Annotated in this window: 16 protein-coding genes; 9 read left to right on the top strand and 7 right to left on the bottom strand. The window is 43.8% G+C overall.

Translation table 11 applies throughout. The annotated features are described in order from the left end of the window. Nucleotides 1-1118: septum formation protein (locus BCT49_RS25220; RefSeq protein ID WP_102439095.1), on the top strand; the 1118-nt coding region annotated here is incomplete at its 5' end. A 120-nt stretch (nucleotides 1119-1238) separates the two neighbouring features. Then, the gene (locus tag BCT49_RS25215; RefSeq protein ID WP_102307422.1) at nucleotides 1239-2600 is read left to right on the top strand and encodes an L-serine ammonia-lyase; all 1362 of its coding nucleotides are present in this window, start codon (nucleotides 1239-1241) and stop codon (nucleotides 2598-2600) included. A 203-nt stretch (nucleotides 2601-2803) separates the two neighbouring features. Here BCT49_RS25215 and BCT49_RS25210 read toward each other — a convergent pair whose 3' ends face one another. The 3 genes from BCT49_RS25210 to BCT49_RS25200 form a co-directional block, all read right to left on the bottom strand. Then, a complete protein-coding gene (locus BCT49_RS25210; protein WP_102439093.1) occupies nucleotides 2804-3946 on the bottom strand; it encodes an amino acid permease in 1143 nt (380 codons plus the stop codon). Nucleotides 3947-4488: 542 nt separating this feature from the next. Continuing rightward, nucleotides 4489-5319 carry a formate dehydrogenase accessory sulfurtransferase FdhD gene (fdhD, locus tag BCT49_RS25205; RefSeq protein WP_102439091.1) on the bottom strand — a complete coding sequence of 277 codons (831 nt, stop codon included), beginning with the start codon at nucleotides 5317-5319 and terminating at the stop codon, nucleotides 4489-4491. 128 nt (nucleotides 5320-5447) lie between these two features. Next, nucleotides 5448-6329, bottom strand: a complete 882-nt coding sequence (locus BCT49_RS25200) for a LysR family transcriptional regulator (protein WP_102439089.1) — start codon at nucleotides 6327-6329, stop codon at nucleotides 5448-5450. Between the two features lie 599 nt (nucleotides 6330-6928). Between BCT49_RS25200 and BCT49_RS25195 the strand changes: the two genes are divergently transcribed. Next, nucleotides 6929-9253, top strand: a complete 2325-nt coding sequence (locus BCT49_RS25195; protein ID WP_102439087.1) for an FdhF/YdeP family oxidoreductase — start codon at nucleotides 6929-6931, stop codon at nucleotides 9251-9253. An 83-nt stretch (nucleotides 9254-9336) separates the two neighbouring features. On the opposite strand, the gene BCT49_RS25190 is transcribed toward BCT49_RS25195, so the two are convergent. Beyond that, nucleotides 9337-10230: a LysR family transcriptional regulator gene (locus tag BCT49_RS25190; RefSeq protein WP_102439085.1), complete on the bottom strand. Its 894-nt coding sequence runs from the start codon at nucleotides 10228-10230 to the stop codon at nucleotides 9337-9339. A gap of 114 nt (nucleotides 10231-10344) precedes the next feature. On the opposite strand from BCT49_RS25190, the gene BCT49_RS25185 reads away from it, so the two are divergent. From BCT49_RS25185 to asnS, 3 genes are all read left to right on the top strand, one after another. Further along, nucleotides 10345-10770: an ester cyclase gene (locus BCT49_RS25185; RefSeq protein ID WP_102439083.1), complete on the top strand. Its 426-nt coding sequence runs from the start codon at nucleotides 10345-10347 to the stop codon at nucleotides 10768-10770. 310 nt (nucleotides 10771-11080) lie between these two features. Further along, nucleotides 11081-12706, top strand: coding sequence for a methyl-accepting chemotaxis protein (locus BCT49_RS25180; protein ID WP_102439081.1), 1626 nt, complete (start codon nucleotides 11081-11083; stop codon nucleotides 12704-12706). Between the two features lie 280 nt (nucleotides 12707-12986). Further along, nucleotides 12987-14387, top strand: coding sequence for an asparagine--tRNA ligase (gene asnS, locus BCT49_RS25175; RefSeq protein WP_102439079.1), 1401 nt, complete (start codon nucleotides 12987-12989; stop codon nucleotides 14385-14387). Nucleotides 14388-14521: 134 nt separating this feature from the next. On the opposite strand, the gene BCT49_RS25170 is transcribed toward asnS, so the two are convergent. Both BCT49_RS25170 and BCT49_RS25165 read right to left on the bottom strand, forming a co-directional pair. After that, the gene (locus BCT49_RS25170) at nucleotides 14522-14728 is read right to left on the bottom strand and encodes a hypothetical protein (RefSeq protein WP_004734707.1); all 207 of its coding nucleotides are present in this window, start codon (nucleotides 14726-14728) and stop codon (nucleotides 14522-14524) included. A gap of 208 nt (nucleotides 14729-14936) precedes the next feature. Next, complete coding sequence (locus tag BCT49_RS25165) at nucleotides 14937-16340, bottom strand: PLP-dependent aminotransferase family protein (RefSeq protein ID WP_102439077.1); 1404 nt, start codon at nucleotides 16338-16340, stop codon at nucleotides 14937-14939. A 217-nt stretch (nucleotides 16341-16557) separates the two neighbouring features. Between BCT49_RS25165 and BCT49_RS25160 the strand changes: the two genes are divergently transcribed. The 3 genes from BCT49_RS25160 (at nucleotide 16558) to BCT49_RS25150 (ending at nucleotide 20048) form a co-directional block, all read left to right on the top strand. Further along, the gene (locus tag BCT49_RS25160; protein WP_016788028.1) at nucleotides 16558-16857 is read left to right on the top strand and encodes a hypothetical protein; all 300 of its coding nucleotides are present in this window, start codon (nucleotides 16558-16560) and stop codon (nucleotides 16855-16857) included. A 295-nt stretch (nucleotides 16858-17152) separates the two neighbouring features. Next, a complete protein-coding gene (locus tag BCT49_RS25155; protein WP_102439075.1) occupies nucleotides 17153-18655 on the top strand; it encodes an HD-GYP domain-containing protein in 1503 nt (500 codons plus the stop codon). A gap of 202 nt (nucleotides 18656-18857) precedes the next feature. Then, nucleotides 18858-20048, top strand: a complete 1191-nt coding sequence (locus tag BCT49_RS25150; RefSeq protein WP_102439073.1) for an amino acid aminotransferase — start codon at nucleotides 18858-18860, stop codon at nucleotides 20046-20048. Nucleotides 20049-20170: 122 nt separating this feature from the next. Here BCT49_RS25150 and BCT49_RS25145 read toward each other — a convergent pair whose 3' ends face one another. After that, on the bottom strand, nucleotides 20171-20815 hold the full coding sequence (locus BCT49_RS25145) for an outer membrane beta-barrel protein (RefSeq protein ID WP_102439071.1): 645 nt from the start codon (nucleotides 20813-20815) through the stop codon (nucleotides 20171-20173). Between the last annotated feature and the right edge of the window lie 122 nt (nucleotides 20816-20937).

Below are 20937 nucleotides of genomic sequence, written 5' to 3'. Positions count from 1 at the left end.
ATCTAAGCGGAGAAGAGCCAGTTATCCTAGCTCTAATCGCGGCGCCAATGACTTGGTTCGCACACAAATCTCTAGCTCGTTTCGTATTGTCTTCTAAGAACCCTGAAGCAGATATTACAGATACAGTTGAAGAACACTTCGGTAAGACTGGCGCAAACCTTATTACTTTTGCTTACTTTTTCGCTATCTACCCAATCGTTCTTATCTACGGCGTTGGTATCACCAACACGGTTGATTCTTTCCTAGTAAACCAAATGGGCATGGAATCTATTCCTCGTCCTCTTCTTTCTGGTGCACTTATCCTTGCTATGACAGCAGGTGTTGTATTCGGCAAAGAGCTGATGCTTAAAGCAACTTCAGCAATGGTTTACCCACTAGTATTCATCCTACTAGCATTGTCTTTCTACCTAGTTCCTGATTGGAACACTTCAATGATGGAAACAAGCCCAGAATGGTCAGCAATGCCTTCTATTATCTGGCTTGCGATTCCAATCATCGTGTTCTCTTTCAACCACAGCCCAATCATTTCACAGTTCTCTAAAGAGCAACGTCGTGTATACGGTGATGACGCAGTTAAGAAAACTGACGCGATCACTGGTGGCGCAGCAATGATGCTGATGGGTTTTGTAATGTTCTTCGTATTCTCTGTAGTGCTTTCTCTATCTCCAGAGCAACTAGCAACAGCACAAGCGCAAAACATCTCTGTACTTTCTTACCTAGCTAACGTTCATGAGTCTCCACTTATCTCGTACATGGGTCCTCTAGTAGCGTTCGCAGCAATCACTTCTAGCTACTTCGGTCACTTCCTAGGTGCTCATGAAGGTCTTGTTGGTCTAATCAAGTCTCGCTCTGGTTCTTCAATCAGCACGATTGAGAAAGCATCTCTAGCGTTCATCGTTGTTACAACTTGGATTGTTGCGGTAGTTAACCCAAGCATCCTAGGTATGATTGAAACAATGGGTGCTCCAATGATTGCAGCTATCCTGTTCCTAATGCCTGTATTCGCGATGCAAAAAGTACCAGCAATGGCTAAGTACAAAACATCAGCACCTGTGCAAATCTTTACAGCTTTATGTGGTCTAGCGGCTATTAGTTCTGTAATCTACGGCGCTCTTTAATCTAAAGCACTTTTTATAAGATGAGCTTCATCTTATATCGCGAGATTAAACACAAAATATAATGATAATAAATGAGCCTCCCTACTCCCCTTGGGAGGCTCTCTTTTTGAGGTAATCGCAATGATTAGTGTATTTGATATCTATAAAATCGGTGTTGGTCCATCGAGCTCACACACAGTTGGACCAATGAAAGCGGGTAAAGAATTTATTGATGACCTACGTTCAATGGGAAAATTGCGCGACATCACTAAAATCACCGTGGACGTATATGGATCACTATCACTGACAGGGAAAGGTCACCACACAGATATCGCTATCATCATGGGTCTTGCTGGCAATACTCCTGAGAAAGTAGATATCGACTCTATCGCCGGCTTCATTGCTCGCGTAGAAGAAACTGAACGTCTACCTGTTGGTATGCACTGTCATACTGTTTCGTTCCCTAAAGATGGCGGAATGAACTTCCATACTTCGAACCTTTCATTGCATGAAAACGGCATGAGCATTCATGCTTGGGTTGATGACGAAGTCGCTTACTCAAAAACCTACTACTCAATTGGTGGCGGTTTCATCGTTGACGAAGAGAGCTTCGGCAAAGAAGAAGAAAACCCAATTAAAGCACCTTACGAATTCACAACAGCTGAAGAGCTGGTTAATCAGTGTAAAGAAAGCGGTCTTTCTATCAGTACACTGGTTATGAAAAACCAAGCGGCGTTCCACTCAGACGAAGAGTCTCGTACTTACTTCGCTAACATCTGGAGAACGATGCGTGAGTGTATGGATCGCGGTATGAATACTGAAGGTATCCTGCCTGGTCCATTGCGTGTACCTCGTCGTGCAGCAGCACTTCGCCAACAACTGATCACGTCAGAAAAAACAACTAATGATCCAATGACGGTTGTTGATTGGGTGAACATGTTTGCTTTTGCAGTAAACGAAGAAAATGCTGCGGGCGGTCGTGTAGTAACGGCACCAACAAACGGTGCGTGTGGCATCATCCCAGCAGTATTAGCTTACTACGATAAGTTCATCCAAACAGTAACAGAGAAAGACTACATCCGTTACTTCGCAGCTTCTGGCGCGATCGGTGGTCTTTACAAGCGTAACGCTTCTATCTCTGGCGCTGAAGTTGGCTGTCAGGGTGAAGTTGGTGTGGCATGTTCTATGGCTGCTGCTGGTCTTGCTGAGCTTATGGGTGGTAGCCCTGAGCAAGTATGTATGGCTGCAGAAATCGGCATGGAGCACAACCTAGGTCTAACGTGTGACCCAGTTGCTGGCCAAGTACAAGTACCATGTATCGAGCGTAACGGTATTGCTGCAGTGAAAGCAATCAACTCAACTCGTATGGCACTTCGTCGCTCTTCTGCTCCTACCGTTTCTCTAGATAAAGTTATCGAAACTATGCTAGAAACAGGTAAAGACATGAACGCTAAATACCGTGAGACATCTCAAGGTGGTTTGGCTGTTAAGGTTGTTTGTTAATTAACATTCGTTTGTTAGTTAATAATGGCTTGCTAGTTCGTATTCATTTATTGGCCAGCATCAGTTAACAAGCCAACACTTAACTCAATCTGCTTTTATGAGCAGATAATAGAAAGGAACGCCAATGCGTTCCTTTTTTTGTATCTGAAGCTTTTGTAGCTGAAATTTGGTGACTGATTTATGCAAGCCACCAAACTGTTTTGTTAAATCACTTGTGAGGTAAGCAAGAAGCAACCAAACAACAATGAGAAAAGCAACATTGGCTTGCCACCTTCAGCGCTGTATCTGTCTTCCGCGACTTTCATAAAGCGTTGCTTATGAACCATCACCAGAGGAACAAAAACAGCCAAGAACACTAAGATGATGCCTGCATAGTTCAACACTTGTAGGAACTTATCCGCAGCAAGCAGTGAACTCGCCAGCGGCAAGATAAAGCTAATGCAGTAAGTCACCGCTGTGTTTTGGTTGAACATGTCTCTATTCTGATTGAACAGCGCCATCGCCACACCAAAGAAAGAAGTTAACAGTGCCAAACCTGTGAAGGTAGAAAGAACATTACCCACCCAAGGAGATTGAGCCTCAAACGCAGCCATCAAATCTGATACGTTCTTGAAGCTTCTAAATTGCTCTTCACTCAAGTTACCAACCACAGCAAACAACCAGCACAGGTAGCACACTAATGGAATCAGAGAACCGACGATCACCATGTTACGCAGCTGTTTGTCTGTCGCTTCGTGGTTGTAAGAAACCAAGGTTGGAATCACAACCATAAAGCCAAAGCTCGTAAACAGGATGGCACTGGTTTTGATTAGATCTACGTGCTCATGACTGGTTACCTGCATCAAGTTTTCTTGCGTCATGCTTGGTGCTAAAAACACCATAGTTGCAAACAAGCTTGCTAGCATCACAAAGAACAATGCGCGGTTGAGCTTATCAATCACTCCTGTGCCACTCGCGACAACAGCGCCAGCAAGTAAAGTAAACGTGATTTGGCTCGTGGCCGCGGTGATCTCAACGCCAAAGTTAGACAGTAACTTGCTCAGCAAATCACCCGCACCCAGAATGTAAGCCATTAATAGGCAAATCAATAACGCGTAAAGCAGGCCGTTGGTAATCAACTGCCCTTGTTTGCCCAGAGTTTTTCGAGCAATAGAGTTCAACCCTAGACCGCCACCGGCTTTGATGGTCGCTTCTAGAAGTAATAGTGCTGCGTAAGTGGTACCGAAACAGATCAGAACCATCAGCAGTGTGCCGTAAAGCAATCCAAATTGAGCTAATACCATTGGGATCGCAAGCATACCAGCACCGAGAGCGGTACCAGCGATAATTAGGGAGCTACCCATCATTTTAATATTCATTATTTTTAACTTATTTGTTTAGTTTTTATAGGTGTGAGTCTTCGTACATCAAGCGGATGACAAAGGAGTTCAGATAGAAATAAAGTTATAAAACGAATAACAATAGGAGCGATAAGCAGTAAAGAAGCGTGCAGAGACGTTGTCGAACAGGGCGTTCAAAGGGGAGCTTGTCTTAAAAGAGGTAAAACGAGAAGCGTGAGTGAGCGTTAACTGATGTGGTGAACCTTCCGTAGGTTCAATAATCGGCGATGTAATCTTGAATGTCATGTATGTGTCCAATAATTGAGTCACATTCCATAGTATTTGAAGCAGCGTATCCATTGCTGCCTTACCCCTAGTATTAGAAGTCTTTTTATCTTATCGAATGAGCCTCGAAACACAACGCTATAACCACAATTTCTGCTATTAAATTGAACAAAATAGCCGTTTGAGCAGAAATTAACCACCAAACCGCGTAAAACAATAATCATTATTAATAAAAACCAAAGAGAGAAGCAATGGTCTCTCTTTATCCGAACGAAAACATTACATTAAGGCGCAGGACTATATAAACGAGGTGGACTGCTGTTTGGTAAGTGAATCAGATTCAAGCGATTACGTCTTGCCCATTCGACCGTCAATGAGGTCGGAGCCGACAAACAAACCAAGGTTGCGATTTCAGCACGTACGGCTTTATGAATAAGCTCTAAACTGCAACGACTCGTCATAATGGCGAACCCCGACTTAGGGTTGATTTCGTTCACGGCCATCGCCCCTATTAGTTTATCCAGTGCGTTGTGGCGGCCGATGTCTTCACGACAAAGTGAAATTTCACCTTTCGAGTTCGCAAACAAAGCGGCATGTAAAGCACCGGATATTTTGGCTGCTTTTTGATGTTCAGCAATTCGCCCTCTCAACCCCTCAAAAACCAGTGGACTGGGTGGTAATGACGATGGCAATGGAACCAAATCCGGAAGTGCTTGTTCAAGCGCCTCAACACCGCATAAACCACAGCCTGTGGTTCCAGCCAGGTTACGTCGTTGAGTTTTCATTTCCCAAAAAGCGCGATTGCTGATTTCTACTTGCGCGAAATGAGATTCACCATTGCCTCCAATCTCAATATCACGAATTTCACTGAATCTTTTTATGATGCCGGTGCTTAAACTAAAACCTCGCACAAAGTCTTCCATGTGACCGGGCGTCACCATCATAACCGCCTGACTGATCCCGTTATAACTGATCGCCAATGCAGATTCGTTTGCCAGAGGTGCATCCACCACCATGCTATAGCCCGTAAGCTCACGATAGCTCATGGCATTGGGCTGTGGAGGCGCTTGATTAAAATCAGGCAGTTCAATATAGGATTGAGTTATACATCTCATAAAATCACCCAGAAAGACGGTCAGCTTGACGATATCGACTCAGACTGAAAACGTTACTGATTAAATAAATATCACTGGTTAAACAAATATCGCTGATTAAACAAATATCACTAATTAAACAAATATCACTAATTAAACAAGAGTTTTGCTTCAGCAAAACACTGATCAGTGAGTGCCGAATAAGGTTCTTGTTTACGCTTAAGTAGACCTAGAGGCGAATGCACCACGGCTTTTTCTATCGGTACGATACGCAGTTGTTCATTGAGCTCTTCCAATCCAGAGTTAAGCGGCATAACAGCACAGCACAGGCCACTGGTGACGGCTTGGATCAGGTGAAACGTTGAGTTACTTTCAATCAAAGTCTGCGGAACTAGGCCTTTACTACCGAAGCTCAAATCAATCGAATGACGATAATGCATGCCTTTAGACAAAAGCCCCAAAGGAATGCTATTCAGTGATTCCCATAAGACTTCCGACTCAGCAAAATCAAAGAATCGACTGTCATACAGAATGCCTAAATCCGTCGAGTTCATTTCTATAACGTCAAAATAAGCCGTATTGATCTGGTCGGTGTAACACATACCTAAATCAAGTTGGTTACGATTGAGCTGGTCTATGATCTGCTCAGATGTCATCGACAAAATTTGAAAACGAAGTTCAGGGAATTTTTCTGCTAAAGGTTTAATCAACTGCATCGGGTTTTGGCTGGCTAAAGGCACCATGCCAATTCTTAGCGAGCCGACCAATTGACCACGGCAGTTAGCCGCTTCGGCTTGTAAACCGTCATGAGCCGCTAAGACCGTCTTTGCCCAAGCCAATATACGTTCGCCCGCTTCGGTAAACCCCTCAAAACGTTGACTTCTTGAAATCAATTCGAGGTCTAACTCTTCTTCTAACCGCCTTATCCTCATCGACAACGTAGGCTGAGTAATATGGCAAAGTGTCGCAGCCTGACCAAAGTGTTTCGTTTGATCTAAAGCGATTAAATACTTAAGTTGTTTTATATCCATGAATGATCAGTAAAACCTTGAAATGAGACGTCGTCTTCGCGTTTGTCGTACATTCACTGTTCTCTACGATTGAAAAGAGCTATCACGGGAAATGGCTCTATCTGTAAAGCGACAGCTAAAATAAAACGGTATTTTTTGATTTAAATCAAAGTATGCCTAATTTAAATACAGGTCAAATCTAAATTATCTATAGCGTGATAGACAGCAACTATCACGGAGGGCTCAGCTATATCAAGGCTGCTCGACAAATATCTCACAAAATAGAACTCATATCGCACTGGCTAATAAATTTTATTTATCACTATGACAAATCTATTTATCACTGTGACAAAAGCGATACTTTCCATATTTACTCGCCATCATAGATTCTATTTATCACTTAGTCGGCAATATCAATTGGACGCAGCGCCCCTTAACGACATAACCTTTGATTTAGATCATGGCAAAAATCAGCCGGTCTATTTCTAAATATTCAAAGCAGTAAACAGGTATCGACATCAAATAATCAAAACCGTTTTACTCCCGCCTTATTTTTATAACGCGCCTGTTTTTACCGGTTCCCTTGTTTACTGCCGTTCCCACGTGTGAGGAGTGCAGTTGTGAGCCAAAAAGAACAGATCAAAAAATATAAAGGTCCTGCTGGTGGTTGGGGGGCGTTAAAAGCCGTCACTAAGAGTTGGTGGGGCAGCGAAAATGCCATCAAAAACATTCGAACAATGCTTAAAACGAATCAAAACGGTGGTTTTGATTGTCCGGGATGCGCATGGGGTGAATCCCCACACGGCAGTAAAGTGAACTTCTGTGAGAACGGTGCAAAAGCCGTGAACTGGGAAGCCACAAATCGATTTGTGGATCCTGATTTTTTCGCTGAACACAGCGTAACGTCCTTGTCATCACAAACAGATTACTGGCTGGAATACCAAGGCCGAATAACTCATCCAATGAAGTACGACGCTGCATCCGACCACTATATTCCTATCGCGTGGGACGAAGCCTTTTCGCTCATAGCCAAGCATTTGAAGCAACTCGACTCACCACATCAAGCCGAATTTTACACCTCGGGTCGCGCCAGTAATGAAGCAGCATTTTTGTACCAACTCTTCGTCCGTGCGTTTGGAACAAATAACTTCCCTGACTGTTCAAACATGTGCCACGAAGCCAGTGCAATTGGCATGAAAGATACGGTCGGTGTGGGTAAAGGAACCGTAATTTTTGACGACTTTGAAAAAGCAGATGCGATCTTTGTACTCGGGCAAAACCCAGGCACTAACCACCCACGTATGCTTGAGCCATTGCGTGAAGCGGTAAAACGCGGTGCGCAGGTGATCTGTTTCAATCCATTGAAAGAACGTGGGCTTGAACGTTTCCAAAATCCTCAAGTTCCAGTTGAAATGTTAAGCAATGGTTCAAAACCAACCAATACCGCTTATTTAAGACCCGCATTAGGTGGCGATATGGCGGTCTTTCGTGGGATGGCTAAATATTTGCTGCAATGGGAACGTGATGCGCTCGCAACCGAAGGAAAAGCCATATTTGATCGTAAATTCATCAGCGAACACACCACAGGTATTGATGAATATTTAGCAGAAGTTGACGCGACAACATGGGAACATATCGCTGAACAATCAGGGTTAGCTTTAAGCGAAATAGAAATGGTCGCAGACATGTACCGCCGTTCAGAAAAAGTGATCATGTGTTGGGCGATGGGGCTAACACAACATCGTCATTCAGTACAAACCATCAAAGAAGTAGCCAACGTGCAATTGTTGCGCGGCAACGTCGGTAAGCCAGGTGCTGGGCTATCACCGGTTAGGGGACATAGTAATGTCCAAGGCGATCGTACGATGGGTATCGATGAAAAACCCTCAAACCAATTTCTAGATAGCATTGAACGCCGCTTTAATTTCAATGCCCCACGAGATGTAGGCCACAACACCATACAAGCGATTAAAGCGATGGAGGAAAAACGCTCGAAAGTCTTTATTGGTTTAGGTGGTAATTTTGCGCAAGCCACACCCGATACTCCTCGCACGCATCTAGCGATGAAAAATTGTGACCTAACCGTTCATATCTCAACCAAACTCAATCGCTCTCACCTTGTTACCGGTCAAGATGCCCTGATTCTTCCATGTTTGGGACGTACGGAAATCGATACACAAGCTAATGGGCCACAAGGCATCACCGTCGAAGATACCTTCAGCATGGTTCACATCTCTTACGGACAGCTCGAACCTCGATCAGAGCATTTACGTTCTGAACCAGCCATTGTCGCGGGTATTGCCAATGCCACACTGGGCAGCCATCCAATAGATTGGAATTGGGTCATTCAAGATTATGGGCATATTCGAGAGCTCATTGCAGATACAATTCCGGGCTTTACTGACTTCAATCAAAAACTGGAAAATCCGGGGGGATTTCATTTAGTCAATCCTGCCGCAAATCGCCAATGGAACACCCTCAGTGGTAAAGCGCAATTTGGCTCCAATGAACTGCCAAAACATCTGATTAATGAAGCTGTGTTGCAGGGTGCTAATAAACCCGATTTGATCTTACAAACCATGCGTTCCCATGACCAATACAACACCACGTTATATGGCTTGAATGATCGGTACCGCGGTGTCTTTGGTATGCGCGAAGTTTTGTTTATCAATGAAGCTGATATATTGAAGCTCGGTTTTGAACCGGGTGACAAGGTCGATATGGTGTCGCTTTGGGAAGATGGTGTAACGAGAAAAGTGAAAGGGTTTACCTTGGTGGCTTATGACGTTCCACAGGGTCAGGCGGCGGCTTACTACCCTGAAACCAATCCTCTGGTTCCTCTAGACAGCTATGGTGAACGAACCTTTACTCCGACCTCAAAATTTATCGCCATCAGATTAGAGAAATCAATCTCTGACGCCATTCCCCTTTCAACCGTCAGCTAACTCTCAATCGGCAACTGAAAGTAAAAGTAAAAATCCACCTGTTTTGGCAGGTGGATTTTAATATTGACGCTTGGCTAGTATATTCAACAGCAAGAGAAGTGCTCACATAGTTCATCAATAAACACCTTCACTTTGCGCGGCGTATTCACTCGCTCTCGGTAAAGTGCGTAAACCGTTCTCTCTTTAAGCGCATACTGGGACAGGACTTCCACAATGGCGCCCGACTCTACATCATCTTCAGCCAATTGCCTTGGCAGCATTGCAATGCCATAACCTGAACGAACGGCGACCTTTACTGCTTGCACGCTGTTTACGGTAAGGGTTGGCTTTAGGTTTATATCATGGCAATGTTCATCCAGCTCGAACCGCCACACACCATCATTCTTTAGGTTTGGATCTTCAATTATGCGGTGATTCACTAAATCATTAGGAGTATTAATGTCTGAGCTATTAGCCAAATATTTAGGTGAAGCACAAACCATATTCTGATTAACAAAGATGGTACGCGCGATCATTCCTAAGTCTTTCGAAACCAAATCACCAGAACGAATCGCAATGTCATAACCAACCGTCGCGAGATCTTGAACGCCATCCGAAAGCATAAGGTTCATATTCAAATCTGGGTACTTATCAGAAAATTCTAAAATGAACGGCATTAACATGATCTCAGTGAGACCTTTGGGTGACATCACACTCAAAGAGCCAACCATTTCAGAACTATCAAACCTCAAAGAGTCATTTAAGTCTTCAATACGATCGACCAATCCATGAGCCTCATTGAAATAGCGACGGCCTGCCTCAGTTAAAGACAGTGACTTGGTAGATCGATTCAATAAGCGGGTGTTCAGGTAAGTCTCCAATTCTCTTACATGGCGACTAACCAAAGATTTTGATACTCCGATCTTCTTAGCTCCACCTGTAAAGCTGCCTTCCTCAACAGTCACAATAAATGACTTAATGGACGTTAGAACATTCATGACCCGACCCTACTGTTTACATATTGTCGACAGACTATCTACTAAATGGGCTCTACTCAAGACAATGGCGTTCAATTAGATTGTTGGCACTCAACAAACATAAGGATAGAAATAATGACAAGCAAACAAGTTCAGGTCGTAAAAGATTACTTTAAGCACTGTGTCGACGGTAAACAGACTCACCGTGTCGGCGAATATTTTGCTGAAGATACAATGATTCATCGACCAGATTGCAACAAGATAATAAACGGTCTTATTGAGTTCGAAGCAATGTTAAAGGTTCATGTTACTGACCGATATGAATCTCTGGAAACGACGTTTCAAAAAATTGTAGAGGATGGGCAACAAGTTGTTGTTGCGCTCACTCACCGAGCAAAAGGTGCTGATGAGTGGAAGGGCTACCAACTGAATGGTAAGAACGTTACTTGGACGAGTCTGACTTACTTCCGATTCAATGATGAAGGCAAAGTCGTTGAGGAAATTGTTGAACGCAATGAATTAAGCATGGCGCTTCAACTGGGCTTAAATCTAACCAACTAACCGATCACTGGAATGATAGCGACTTCGCTGTTAAGGCAGATTGAATAATACTAGACGGAGGCATCCATTGGGTGCCTTTTAGGAAGTGGCCTTTTCAAAGTCATGTGATTTTCTGAGGCCTTTCATACACTTCAAATCTAAAGATAGACTCCCGTTCAAACCCTAAAGAACACGGTCACAAACTCGCTACATCACAGAAACATAACCACAACCGGAGTGTGGTCACACAATTCGTTATACCCCATAGGGAGTAGGTGTTCTTCCCGTTAAAGTATGCGCGTCATTATAAATAATAAAAACCGACTATCCTATGCGCTCAACAATCACCGTCAAAATCCTCGTGGCTCTCGCCCTCGTATTCACGTTTCTGCTCGTCATATCGACGTATTTTCAATACTCACAGCAAAAACAACTGGTTAACTCCGTATTAAGTGAACAACTTCACGATAAAGCCAGTAACTATTTCGATAGCCTCAATATGATGATGCTCACTGGAACGATGGCGCAAAAAGAAACGTTACGTCAGAAAGCATTAGCTCAAGAAGGGATTGAAAACGTACGAGTGCTGCGTGCTGATGCGGTCAGTAAGCTCTACGGACCGGGTAACGAAAATCAGAAACCAGTTGATGATATTGATAAACGCGCACTGGCTGGTGAAACCATTATTGAACCTTTTTCTGCCGAATGGGGTAAAGGCTTGGTTATCGCCCTACCGATGAAGTCGAGTGAAAACTACCGTGGAACAAATTGTGTCGCTTGTCATATGGCACCTGAGGGTGAAGTTCTGGGCGCAATACGTCTTGAATACAACCTAAACCATGTCAATTCATTGATTAACACTCAAACCATGGCGGCCATTGGCATTATGGCGGTGATTTCATTCGTTGGTTTTGTGCTGACGATGGGCTTAATTCGTAAAATTATTGTTCGCCCTCTTCAACAAACCTCAAACTTCATGACACAGGTCAGCGAGAATAAAAACCTATCCACTCGATTGCCTGAACAAAGTAACGATGAAATTGGCACCTTAGCCAGCTCAATTAATTCCTTTATGGGGACGGTCTCAGACAGCTTGGTCAAGGTCCAAGACACCTCACATAAGCTCAATGCTTCTGCCAACCAGTTAACCAGCGTTGCTCAAATCACGGAAAAAGCCGCCAGCGATCAACAAAGCGAAACCGCTGAGGTACAGCACAATGTAGAAGGGATACAGGCGCAACAAGTGAATGTAGAGCAAGCAACGTTAACAGCATCCGAGTTAATCAATCATACTGCTGATGTCGCGTGTAAAAGTGCCAATCAAGCACACGGTGCGAGCAGCGAAATCAAAAATTTGGTGACCAGTATTGAAGAAGTGAAACACAAGATACTGACACTCAATGAACAAACGGGCGAAGTGTCTTCTATATTGAGTGTGATTCGAGGCATCGCCGATCAAACCAACCTTCTCGCTTTAAATGCGGCCATTGAAGCCGCTCGAGCAGGAGAGCAAGGCCGAGGTTTTGCTGTCGTTGCCGATGAAGTTCGTCACCTCGCCTCACGAACGGCTGAAGCCACCGGTAACATTGAATCGATTATTCACCAATTCCAACAAGGCAGTGAGGAGTCTCTGACTTCTGCCGACCGTGTTTGCGCGCAAGCTCATCAAAGCTCAACAGATGTTGATGCTCTGTCTCACGACATGAATGGAGTGGTCGAAGAGATGAAGCAAGTGCTGGCACATGCTCAAAATATCCAACAGCAAACACAGTCCACCACACTCGCAACGAAAGATGTTCAACACAAAGTCGAAACCATTACTTCTCACGCCAATAATACTTCGCAATCAGCCGGAGAAACGCGCGGGATCAGTCATGATTTGGAAGAACTGTCTGACCATCTCGAGTCACTGATTAATCAATTCACACTCTCCAACTCTGAAAACCGTAAGAATTAGTCTTCAATTGAGAGACCAACGGGACAACTCTTCGCTGAAATGTAGAAAATAGAGTAAAAAATCAGCCCTTATTGATTTTTATCCTCGATAGACAAAATATTTCTTTCGCCGAGCAAGAATAAAGGTTGAAGCTGTCTGTATGACAGGTAATATGTTCAATCGATTTAAAAAGTTTATACAACTCAATGTTTCGGCTAATTATTGTTCAAATAACGGTTTATTTGCTGCAATGCTAGAGACTTTGAGTTGAATTTGTCCCTCAATGGAGAATGAAATCAACATGACTTACGCGCCTGTAACAGACGTACTTGGCGGCAAGCTAGCGGTAGACAGTGAAGTAACTGTTCGCGGCTGGATCCGTTCACGTCGTGATTCCAAAGCTGGAATCTCTTTCCTTGCCATTTATGACGGCTCTTGTTTCGACCCGATTCAGGCCGTGGTTCCTAATAATCTTAATAATTACGAAGACGAAGTATTAAAGCTAACAACTGGCTGCTCTGTTGAAGTAACTGGTAAGATTGTTGAGTCTCCTGCGAAAGGTCAAGACTTCGAACTAGCAGCAACTGACGTTAAAGTTGTAGGCTGGGTTGAAGACGCTGACACTTACCCAATGGCTAAGACACGTCACTCTATCGAATACCTTCGTGAAGTTGCTCACCTACGTCCACGTACCAACGTGATCGGCGCAGTAGCACGTATACGTAACTGTCTATCTCAAGCGATTCACCGTTTCTACCACGAGCAAGGTTTCTTCTGGACTTCAGCTCCGCTTATCACTGCATCTGATGCAGAAGGCGCTGGTGAAATGTTCCGCGTATCTACGCTAGACATGGAAAACCTACCTCGCACTGACGAAGGCAAAGTTGACTTCAACGAAGATTTCTTCGGTAAAGAAACTTTCCTAACAGTATCTGGCCAACTTAATGCTGAAGCTTACGCTTGTGCACTAAGCAAGGTTTACACGTTCGGTCCTACGTTCCGTGCTGAAAACTCAAACACAAGCCGCCACCTAGCTGAGTTCTGGATGGTTGAGCCTGAAGTTGCGTTTGCAGACCTTGACGATGTAGCGAAACTGGCTGAAGACATGCTTAAGTACGTTTTCGCTGCTGTTCTTGAAGAACGCCGTGATGACCTTGAGTTCTTCGCTTCTCGCATCGACAAAGAAGCAATCACTCGTCTAGAGCAATTCGTAGACGCTGATTTCGCACAAGTTGACTACACTGACGCAATCCAAATCCTACTAGACTCTGGTAAGAAATTTGAATTCGACGTTGAGTGGGGCATCGACATGTCTTCTGAGCATGAGCGTTACCTAGCTGAAGAGCACTTCAAAGCTCCTGTTATCGTTAAGAACTACCCGAAAGACATCAAAGCTTTCTACATGCGCTTAAACGACGACGGCAAAACAGTTGCAGCAATGGACGTACTTGCACCAGGCATCGGTGAAATCATCGGTGGTGCACAACGTGAAGAGCGTCTAGACATTCTAGACGAGCGCATGATTGGCATGGGTATCGACCCTGAGCACATGAGCTGGTACCGCGACCTACGTAAATACGGCACAGTGCCTCACGCTGGCTTCGGTCTTGGCTTTGAGCGTCTAGTGTCTTACGTAACAGGTATGGGCAACGTTCGTGACGTTATCCCGTTCCCGCGTACACCACGCTCTGCGAACTTCTAATTCGAACCTTAGTCGAATTTAAAAGTTAAGAACAAATAAAAACCTCCGCACTTGCGGAGGTTTTTTTATATTCGGAATAAAACGAGATGACGGATACTTCTGCGTACCACCGGTTGAGACTCGTTACTCAAAGGCTAATCAACATCTTGGTCGATAGCGTATTTTATCGCGAGACCGCAGATTGCCATCATAACGAATGGGATTGCGGCAGTGGTGTATTCTGCCCAAGCCATATCAGCGAATGCTTTTGCCAGCAATACGTGGCCGAGAATAAGCAGAAGAGCACATACAATAGCAACGATGATCAGCTTAACTTCGTTTCCCATAGTCATTTTCAACATAACGGTATCTCCAATATTTAATCTACCGTTATTGAATCACAACTCTTTGCTTTATAAGGCGTACAGTTGCACCACAAACAATCCGTACAGTTGCAATCATTGTCTTTTTTATGAGTGACTTAAGGTTTTGTGACGACTAAGCCATTTGCTCGCTTTAAACTAAAACGCTTAAACGCTCAAAACATCAGACCGCTCAGGAATACGTTTATTACGAGTGAGTCAGTTTATGCGCGAGCTTGCCAAGTAGGATCAGCGCTTGTTCTTTCTCTTCTGTCAGTTCATAAGAGAAATTCAATCGAATTGCGTTATCTACTTTGCCCTGCTCACTAAATAGATCGCCCGATGCGACGCTAATACCTTGTGCAATCGCGAGTTGATGGAATTGTTGGCTGTCGAAATTTGCAGAGAAACGAACCCAAATGAAATAACCACCAGCAGGTTCTTCAATCTCGATTGATTGGGGGAAGTATTGTCTAATCGCGCTAATAAATCGGTCTTTTCTGACCAAGAGGTTTTTACGCAGTTTACGGAGGTGATTGTCGTAGCTTTCATGAGTGAGAAAGTGTGCAACACCAAGTTGAACAGGTGCACTACTCGATAAGGTAGAAAGCAGCTGAAGTTTTTGAATCGCATCGTTGAAACGTGTGTTCACTACCCAGCCTACTCGATAACCGGGACACAGGCTTTTTGAATACGAGCCACAAAGCAAAACAGAGTCGGTTTTATCAAAGGCCTTTAGCGGCTTAGGTTTATGCCCTTCGTAATATAGGTCGCCGTACACATCATCTTCAATAATGTAGGTTTTGTGTTGTTCAGCAATCTCTACAACACGTCGCTTTGCCTCTTCAGATAGGCTCGTTCCTGTTGGGTTTTGAAAAGTCGTCATCAACCAGCACGCTTTCACGTCTTGGTTTTTTAGGGCATGTTCAAACTGTTCTATGTTCAACCCATTAACTGGACAAACATCGACTTCAATCGGGTTAAGCCCTAACCTCTCGACGGCCTGTAAAGCGCCATAGAAAGCTGGGGATTCAATAACAACATTATCACCCGACTTGGTGACCGTTTGTAGGCTCAAGTTAAGCGCTTCCATCGCACCAGACGTAATCACGATGTCTTGGTGATTAACTGTGATCCCTTGCTGCAGATAACGCTGCGCAATTTGTCTTCTTAGAGACTCACTGCCCGGTGGTAGGTTATTGATTACACTAGCACCGGTCATTTTCCTTCCGGCACTGGCAAGGTTTCGAGTTAAAGTCGGTAACGGGAAAAGGTCGGGATCTGGGAATGCCGAGCCAAAAGGAATGACACCTTCTGCAGAACTCGATTTCAAAAAATCAAATAGACGATCATTAATCGCTTTCTTTTGATGCAATGGTGTTGAATCAAGATCAACACCGTCTACTCGCGGCGCAACAAAATAGCCAGACTGAGGCTTAGCGATGATCCATCCTTCGCTTTCAAGCAACTGGTAGGCTTGTAAGACAGTACTATTGCTGACGTTGTAATTACGACAACTCATGCGCACAGAAGGGATCTTCTCCCCGGATCGCCAAGTGTTGTTAGCAATCTGAGTTCGAATATCCTTTGCAAGCTCTTCATAACGCGCCATCTAATTGTACTACCTAGATAAATTTATAAGCCGGAGATTTTATCACTAACGTTATCAACTATTGCTGCTATCCATATGATTGCAGCTAATTTCTATAATAGTGTGAATTGGTTCACAGTTAACTTTGTAAGCTTTGCTAAGTTTGTAACCAAGGCAGGAGCTAAGTTGGCTTTCTGCTTCAATAATTTGATGTAACCCAAATACATGCGAGATAACAATGACAAAAATAAAAGCAGACCAATTAAGTTATAAAGGAGAGTCAAATGGTGTTCATAGTTGGACAACACCGAGTGGCCAACCATATTACTGGCACCCAGACTGGCTTCATATCGCTGAAGATGCGACAGGTTCACACCCAAAACAGAAGATCGACGTAGAGCAAGATCAAGCACCGACAGAGAAACACGCGGTGTCTGCGATTCTTAAACATCTAAACCAGTGGGCAACTGACAAACTGGCGTCTCATCCTGATATTGAAACCAGTTCTATTGAAGCTGAAATCAATCTTAAAAAGTAACTTGGTTTAATTCGCTCAAGTGTACCGACTTAATAGCCTCTAATCTCAACTGAGGCTATTCAAGTATCTTCATAAAAATGCTGCAATAACCCCCACCTAGCTAACAAATCACTAACACAAACCAGTTTCTTGTATCAATCCACGAAAGCTATCGATAGAATTTCCGGTCTCATTCACGTCAGTTATATAAAACACATGCAATTCAACAAATCGTGAATCAGTAAAATTGTATGAATCTATAACAGCTATGTAGATCTAAAAACAAATTTTTGAACCTGAGAATAAAGGCTTATCGATGGATAATTCGAACTACAATCAATCGCTAACGACTAAATTATACCTCATTGCAGGCGTGCTATTTGGGACCTACGGCAGCCGAGTATGCCCTATGCTCGAAAGCTTAACCACGTTAGAGATTTTCACTCAAGTTACTATCGTCTTCGTCTTATTATGGCTCGTTCGTCATTACCTATTAGCGCAGCACACTTTAGTCAAACAAGGTCGGTTCGCACAACTCGATACCCTATTGTTTTTTACTGCAAGCGTCCCTTTCGCGCTTTATTACAACCTAAGCTATGAATTCACCATAGATAGTAATTTGAAAGTGCTGTTCGGCATGAGTTTATTTGGTTTCTTTACTGGAACCATTCTTCAACTCAACGCCAAGCTTAACCAAATGGATAAAATGGAAGCGACTGGCCAATTTGATTTTCATCTGATTGGTGAGAGAAGTTCACTGGTCAAGCAGATGATTGGTTTGGTCATCGTTCTTTTAGTCACACTAACGACTATGTTGACGATGATTGCCGTCAAAGACATCTTTTGGCTAGAACACAACCCTGAACGTTTATTAGACGGCACTGGCAAGATCAGTGTGATCAAAGAATTCATTTATTTGGCGGTGGTGCTGGGTGGCTACGCAATCATCATAATGACACTTTGGAGCAAGCTGATTAAACGCATTTTGCTTAGCCAAGAGTGCGCATTGAGCAAGGTCACCAATGGTGAACAAGGCGTTCGTTTACCTATTTTCGGTTACAACGAGCTGGGGTCAATGGCATCAATGACCAACACCATGCTTGATAGCCTTGAAACGGCACAAAACGAAGTGAAAACGACACGCGACGTTGCGATTGTCAGCCTATCTGCGCTTGCTGAATCGAGAGATAATGAAACGGGCGCGCATATCCTAAGAACTCAGGAGTACGTTAAGGTTCTCGCGCAAGAGCTCAGCAAATCGGAAGCTCACGCGACCTTATTAACACCCAACTATATCGAGCTGCTTTATAAGTCTGCCCCACTGCATGATGTAGGCAAGGTGGGAGTACCGGACAGTGTGTTGTTGAAGCCGGGCAAACTGACTGACGAAGAGTTTGAGATAATGAAAGGTCACCCTGCTATTGGCGCCGAAGCGTTATCTATTGCAGAGAGACAGTTAGGAAGCAGCTCTTTCTTAAGAGTCGCGAAAGAGATTTCTCTCACTCACCACGAGAAATGGAACGGCAGCGGTTATCCAAATCAGTTGTCTGGTGAAGATATTCCGTTATCGGGTCGTTTAATGGCATTAGCCGATGTTTATGATGCGCTCATCTCGAAGCGAGTCTACAAGCCAGCCTTTACTCATGAGCAAGCGAAACATATTATCTTAGAGGGCAATGGGACGCATTTTGATCCGCAAGTTGTCGACGCCTTTCTAGCGGTTGAACAAGCGTTTGTTTCGATTGCTGCAACCTATAAAGATGGCAAAAATATCGCGAGTGAACTCGAACGCGAAAGCCTTGTTGCTCAACCCGCGTAATCTCTTCAAAAAACACTAACTTCTTGCACCCTATAGGTTAATCCGTAGGGTGTTTTGTTATCAAATACCCTCTTTAGTCAATAAATCTGATTGAAATGGATTTTTTTTAGCCTTTCTGTTCACTTCGTATTGTCTTAAAAATTCCATACAGGTATAACTACCCATAGATACTATCCCCTCTCAATTGACATGGATGAAGATTATGTTTGAAAAAGTGTTAGCTGCTCCCGCCGATCCTATCCTCGGCCTTACTGAAGAGTTTAAAAAAGACTCTCGTGCAGAGAAAATCAACCTTGGTGTTGGCATCTACAAAAATGAAGATGGTCAAACGCCTGTACTTAAAACAGTAAAGAAAGCAGAAGCTGCACTTCTTGAAAACGAAAAAACCAAATCTTACCTAACGATTGAAGGTACAGCTGAATACGGTCTAGCGGTTCAGAAACTTCTTTTCGGTTCAGACGCAGAGATCGTTACATCTCAACGCGCTAAAACAGCACAAGCTCCAGGTGGTACAGGTGCACTTCGCGTAGCGGGTGAATTCATCAAGCGCCAACTGGGCGACGTAAAAATCTGGATCAGTAACCCAACTTGGGCTAACCACAACGGCGTTTTCGCAGCTGCAGGTATCGAGACGGCTCAATACAGCTACTACAACGCTGAAACAAAAGACAAAGACTTCGCCGGCATGGTTGCTGACCTTGAGAAAGCTTCTGCTGGCGATATCGTTCTTCTTCACGGCTGCTGTCATAACCCAACAGGTATCGACCCAACAACTGAAGAGTGGGAAGTACTGGCTAAGCTAGTTGCTGAGAAGAAACTGCTACCTCTATTCGATTTTGCTTACCAAGGTTTTGCAAAAGGTGTTGAAGAAGATGCGGCTGGCCTGCGTATTTTTGCTCAGTACAACAAAGAAATTCTAGTAGCGAGCTCGTTCTCTAAGAACTTTGGCTTGTACAACGAACGTGTTGGTGCATTCACATTGGTTGCAGAGTCTGTAGACGTAGCAACAACAGCATTCTCTCAAGTTAAGAGCATCATCCGCTCTATCTACTCTAACCCACCAGCGCACGGCAGTGCTGTCGTTACTCACATCCTTGGTGATGCTGACCTACGTGCTGAATGGGAAGCAGAAGTAGCAGAGATGCGCGACCGTATCCAAGAGATGCGTGAGCTATTCGTAACAACACTGAAATCTGAAGGTGTTGATGCAGATTTCACATTCATCGAACGTCAAAATGGCATGTTCTCGTTCTCTGGTCTAAGCAAAGAGCAAGTAACTCGCCTGAAAGACGAATTCGCTATCTACATTGTTGGTTCTGGCCGTATCAGTGTTGCAGGCATGACTAAGTCAAACATGGGTCCTCTATGTAAAGGTCTAGCTGCGGTTCTTTAATCGTAAAGAGAAATCTGTATTTGCAGATCAGAAACCTGCTCTTGCAGACCGATAGATATGCAAAAGCCAGCGACTAAGCTGGCTTTTTTGTGTCTGTCTTTGACGTATTAGGTTTAACTACGTTAGTACTCTAGGAAAAACTCAATACCCAATTCATTGGTTCTCTCACTTCCACCTTTATTGCCTTCACCATCTCGATGTTGGTAAGAGCCACCAATAGCAAATTTGTTGGTCACGAGATAACGCAAACCTAAATGGTAAATCTCTTCGTCGAACAAATCACTTCGGTTTAACTGCACGCTACCATTCGCAATCCAACGCTTTGCAAAACCATAGTTAATCTCGGCTTTAACGCCTTGGACAAATTCGGTATCCGATTCGATGGTTTCATTGCTACCGTTAAGCTCCACCTCACCTTTAGTAATGCCCAGCAAGTAAGAAGCGACAATATCCAAGTCTTTCTTGATGCTGTAACGATACCCAGCCCCTGTCATTAAGGTATCAATTCGAGTGGTACTTTCATCTGGGTGAATGAAGCGTGCGCTATAGTCTCCTAGCAACAACCAATCATCCGTCATGGTGTAACTCACCCCCAAACCAAACGACGAGGCGTTATTATTACCACCCGCATCTTCATTTAAACTGCCCGAATGCGCGGTCGCATATATATGGTCATAATCAAGAATATCCACACCATCAGTGGCTGCCCACAAACTTGGAGAAAACATAAAAACTGCAGATACAAAACTAAGCTTCCACTTCGACATTCCTATCATCCTTAAACTGTCACTCCATTAATTGAAAGGTTAGTCTATCCATAAGACTTTAAAAAGGTTTTAGCTCACAGATTGATTTGTGACGGCAAAATATTATCAAATGTTGTACCATG

This window comes from Vibrio lentus (assembly GCF_002875945.1).
Lineage (GTDB): Bacteria > Pseudomonadota > Gammaproteobacteria > Enterobacterales > Vibrionaceae > Vibrio > Vibrio apostichopi.
This window is presented reverse-complemented; position numbering and strand designations above follow the sequence as displayed.